Annotated in this window: 3 protein-coding genes and 1 pseudogene; 3 read left to right on the top strand and 1 reads right to left on the bottom strand. The window is 64.9% G+C overall.

Going from position 1 to position 4,249, the window contains the following annotated elements; all coding sequences use genetic code 11:
- A partial coding sequence (locus A2J02_RS10500; protein WP_068049862.1) for an ABC transporter ATP-binding protein occupies positions 1–859 on the top strand: 859 nt, incomplete at its 5' end.
- 3 nt (positions 860–862) lie between these two features.
- Here A2J02_RS10500 and A2J02_RS10495 read toward each other — a convergent pair.
- The gene (locus tag A2J02_RS10495) at positions 863–2,275 is read right to left on the bottom strand and encodes an MDR family MFS transporter (RefSeq protein ID WP_068049860.1); all 1,413 of its coding nucleotides are present in this window, start codon (positions 2,273–2,275) and stop codon (positions 863–865) included.
- A 62-nt stretch (positions 2,276–2,337) separates the two neighbouring features.
- Between A2J02_RS10495 and A2J02_RS10490 the strand changes: the two genes are divergently transcribed.
- The gene (locus A2J02_RS10490; protein WP_068049858.1) at positions 2,338–3,222 is read left to right on the top strand and encodes a phosphoribosylaminoimidazolesuccinocarboxamide synthase; all 885 of its coding nucleotides are present in this window, start codon (positions 2,338–2,340) and stop codon (positions 3,220–3,222) included.
- Positions 3,219–4,249 (top strand): annotated as a pseudogene (locus tag A2J02_RS10485) (S9 family peptidase); the annotation flags it as partial. The gene A2J02_RS10490 and the pseudogene A2J02_RS10485, both read left to right, overlap by 4 nt.

The following is a 4,249-nucleotide window of genomic DNA, read 5'->3' as shown; positions in this document are numbered from 1 at the left end:
CTCGGTGGCGGGGCAGATTCAGGTGCCACCGGAGAAGCGGGGCATAGGCCTGATGCCACAGGAAGGTGGACTGTTTCCACACCTGACGGTACGAAGGAACATCGAATTCGGTTTGCGTGCAGGGTTTCTGCGGCCCTACCTGTCCGGTCGCGACGAGCGCGCACGACGCGTCGACGAGATGCTCGAACTCGTCGGACTACCCGATTCCGGTGGGGTGAAGCCCAGCGAACTCTCGGGCGGTCAGCAGCAGCGCATCGCGTTGGCGCGTGCGCTGGCACCGGCTCCGTCGGTGGTGTTGATGGACGAGCCGTTCGCCGCGCTCGACGCGGGGCTGCGTACCTCCATTCGACAGGACGTTCGAGAGTTGTTGCAGTCCAGCAAGACCGCGTCGATCCTCGTCACCCACGACCGGGCCGAGGCACTCGGAACAGCCGATCGGGTGGCCGTGCTGCTGGGTGGTCGCTGCGCCCAGATCGACACACCGCGGGAGGTCTACGAGCGGCCCGCCACACCCGCCGTCGCGCGGTTCGTGGGCGACGCCTACTTCGTCGACGCCGTAGCGCGGGGTGGCCACGTCGACACCGTCCTCGGCCGTCTCGAGTCCACCACCCGAGCAACGGGAAACGGGCAGGCGTTGCTCAGGCCCGAGCAATTGGTGGTCTCGGAACGCAAGGACGGCGCATTTTTCGTCGAACACGAGTTCTTCACCGGCCCCGAATCCTCGGTCACTCTGCGGCACTACGACACCGGGCTGCGGCTTCGGGCCATCGCCCGAACCGCCGACCGATTTGCCCCCGGTACCGCCGTCGAGGTGTCCGTGACGTCTCCGGTGCACTGGTTTCCGCGTCAGGTGAGTTGAGAGCTATCGGGTCGGTTCCTTCGCACGTTTGGGCATGAACAGTGCCGCGACGGCCATCACTGCTGCCGCCGCCAGGACACCCAGAAAGACCGGATGGATGGCGTCGGACAGTTGTTCGGGGCTCGGGTCGTCGGAGATGCGTGAGTTGACGATGGCACCGAACACCGCGACCCCGACTGCACTGCCGATGGAGCGGGCGAACATGTTGGTCGAGGTGGCGACGCCGCGCTCGGACCATTCGACGCTCGACTGGGCGGCGATGAGGGTGGGGCTGGCGATCAGGCCCATACCGAGGCCTATGACGAAGCACACCGCACCCACCTGCCACACCTGTGAACCGGCACCGAGGCCGGTGGCGAATGCCGCTCCGACGACCGCGATGGAGGCACCGATCAGTGCTGTGGTGCGGAAACCGAACCGGAGGTACACCCGCCCGGAGAGGGATGCCGCGATGGGCCAGCCGAGCGTGAGGGTCGACAGCGCGAAGCCGGCGACGATCGCGCCGGTGCCGAGCACGCCCTGCACGAACGTCGGAACGTAGGACGTCAGGCCGAGGATCAACGCACCGACGAGCAGCGAGATGAAACTGCTGACCACCAGGACACGACGGGTGAACACCCATAGCGGCAGGATCGGCTCCTCGACCCTGGTCTGAACCACTGCGAAAGCGGCGAGCAAGGAGACTCCGGCGGCGAAGATGGCGATGCTGACGGGGGAGTTCCATGCCCAGGACTGTCCGCCCTCGAGCAGTCCCAGCAGCACCAGGGCTGCGCCCACCGTCAGCAGCACGGCACCGAGGTAGTCGATCTTGGGCCTGGTGCGTTCCACGGCTCCCTCGTCGAACTTGCGCCACAGCATCCCCGCGGCCAGCGCGCACAACGGAATGTTGACGAAGAAGATCCAGCGCCACGACAGGTATTCGGAGAAAATTCCGCCGAGCGCGGGCCCGAGCACCGAGGACATCGCCCATACGCTGGCCAGGTAGCCCTGCACCTTGGCGCGCTCGGCCAGCGTGTAGATATCGCCGGCGATGGTGATGCCCATGGGCTGCACGGCACCCGCGCCGAGACCCTGAACTGCCCGGAAGGCGATCAGGGCGGGCATGCTCCAGGCCAGGCCGCAGAGTATCGAGCCGAGCAGGAACACCGCGATGCCGAACAGCATGATCTTCTTGCGGCCGAACAGGTCGGCCAGTTTTCCGTACAGCGGCACCGATACTGCCTGTGCCAGAAGATAGATGGAGAACAGCCACGGAAACTGCGTGAAGCCGCCCAGGTCGTCGACGATGGACAGCACCGCCGTGGCGATGATGGTCGCGTCCAGGGCTACCAGCGACGTGCTGAGCATCAACGCAATCAGTATCGGCCCGCGTTCGGAGCGGAATCCGACTTCCGATGTCGAGTTGTTCGTTGCCACGGCTACCAGTCTGATGCCTGCCGACACCCCCGCCGCCACCGGCCCAGATAGTGTTGAACACCGTGCGACCATCACTGAGTAGCTACGAGCATCTGGCCGGCGGCAAGGTCCGCGATCTGTACACGATCGACGACGCGCATCTGTTGCTCGTCGCGAGCGACCGAATCTCGGCCTACGACCACATCCTCGACACCCCGATCCCGGACAAGGGACGCGTGTTGACGGCGATGAGCGTGTTCTTCTTCGAGGAGCTCGGCGGCGTCAACCATCTGGCAGGCGATCCGCTCGACGAACGCATCCCCGCCGAATTGGTCGGCCGCGCCCTGGTGGTGAAGAAGCTGAACATGGTTCCGATCGAATGCGTCGCGCGCGGGTACCTCACCGGTTCCGGGCTGGCGGATTACAACGCGACGGGAAAGGTGTGCGGCGTCGAACTTCCGCCGGGGCTCGTGGAATCCAGCAAGCTCAGCGAGGCGATCTTCACCCCCGCGTCCAAAGCGGAACTGGGCGACCACGACGAGAACATCACCTTCGACCAGGCCGTCGATCAGGTCGGTGCCGAACTTGCGTTCAAGTTGCGTGAAGACACCATCGAGATCTCCACGCGGGCAGCCAACTTCGCTCTGGAACGCGGAATCATCCTTGCGGACACGAAGTTCGAGTTCGGTACCGACGCCGACGGCAACCTCGTCCTCGCCGACGAGGTGCTCACGCCCGATTCCTCGCGCTACTGGCCGGCCGATTCGTACGAGGAAGGTCGCGTTCAGCCCAGTTTCGACAAGCAGTTCGTTCGAGACTGGTTGACCGGCGACTCCGGTTGGGATCGCAACTCCGACACTCCACCGCCACCGTTGCCGGACGACATCGTCGCCGCAACCCGCAGCCGCTACATCGAGGCCTACGAGCGCATCTCGGGCCTGAACTTCGACGATTGGGTCACGCCATGACGATCACCCCACCCATTGCCAAGAAGGTGCCACTCGAGCGCACCCATCACGGCGACACCTTCATCGACAACTACGAATGGTTGCGCGCCAAGGAAGATCCCGAGGTGATCGCCTACCTCGAAGCCGAGAACGCCTACACCGAGCAGCAGACCGCCGGCCTGGAATCGTTGCGGGGCAAGATCTTCGACGAGATCAAGTCGCGGACCCAGGAGACCGATCTGTCCGTGCCGACGCGCATGGGGCAGTGGTGGTACTACTCGCGCACCGTCGAGGGGAAGTCGTACGGTCTCCAATGCCGTTGCCCCGTCGACTCTCCCGACGACTGGACCCCGCCCACGCTGTCGTCCGACGTGGACGTTCCCGGTGAGCAGGTCCTGCTCGACGCGAATGTCGAAGCGGAGGGTCACGACTTCTTCTCCCTCGGCGCGTTCTCGATCAGCCTCGACGGCACGCTGCTGGCATACTCGACCGATACCGAGGGCGACGAGCGTTACACGCTGCGCTTCAAGAACCTGGAGACCGGCGAGCTGCTCGCCGACACCATCGAGAACGTCGCGCCCGGGGCCACCTGGACTGCCGACGCCACGCACGTGTTCTACCTGACGGTCGACGAATCCTGGCGTCCCGACACCGTCTGGCGACACACCCTCGGCAAGTCCGGGGACGTCAAGGTCTTCCACGAACCCGACGAAAGCTACTGGGTGGGCTTCGGTTCCACCCGCAGCGAGAAGTACCTGATGATCTGGGTCGGCTCGAAGATCACCTCCGAATGCCTCGTGCTGGAGTCCACCGATCCCGAGGGCGAGTTCCGCGTCGTACTGCCCCGCACGGACGGCGTCGAATACAGCATCGAACATGCCGTCGTGGCCGGTGAGGATCGATTCCTCATCACCCACAACGGTTCGGTCAACGGTTGGGGCACCGAGGGTGAGAAGGCCGAGAACTTCCTGCTCGCGGAGGCTCCGGTCTCGGACCCACTCGATCAGCGCATCCTCGTTCCGCATCGCGACGACGTCCGCGTCGAGGA

The sequence above is a fragment of the Rhodococcus sp. EPR-147 genome (assembly GCF_001647185.1).
Lineage (GTDB): Bacteria > Actinomycetota > Actinomycetes > Mycobacteriales > Mycobacteriaceae > Rhodococcoides.
The sequence above is the reverse complement of the archived record's forward strand: the minus strand, read 5'-3'. Positions and strand labels throughout refer to the sequence as shown.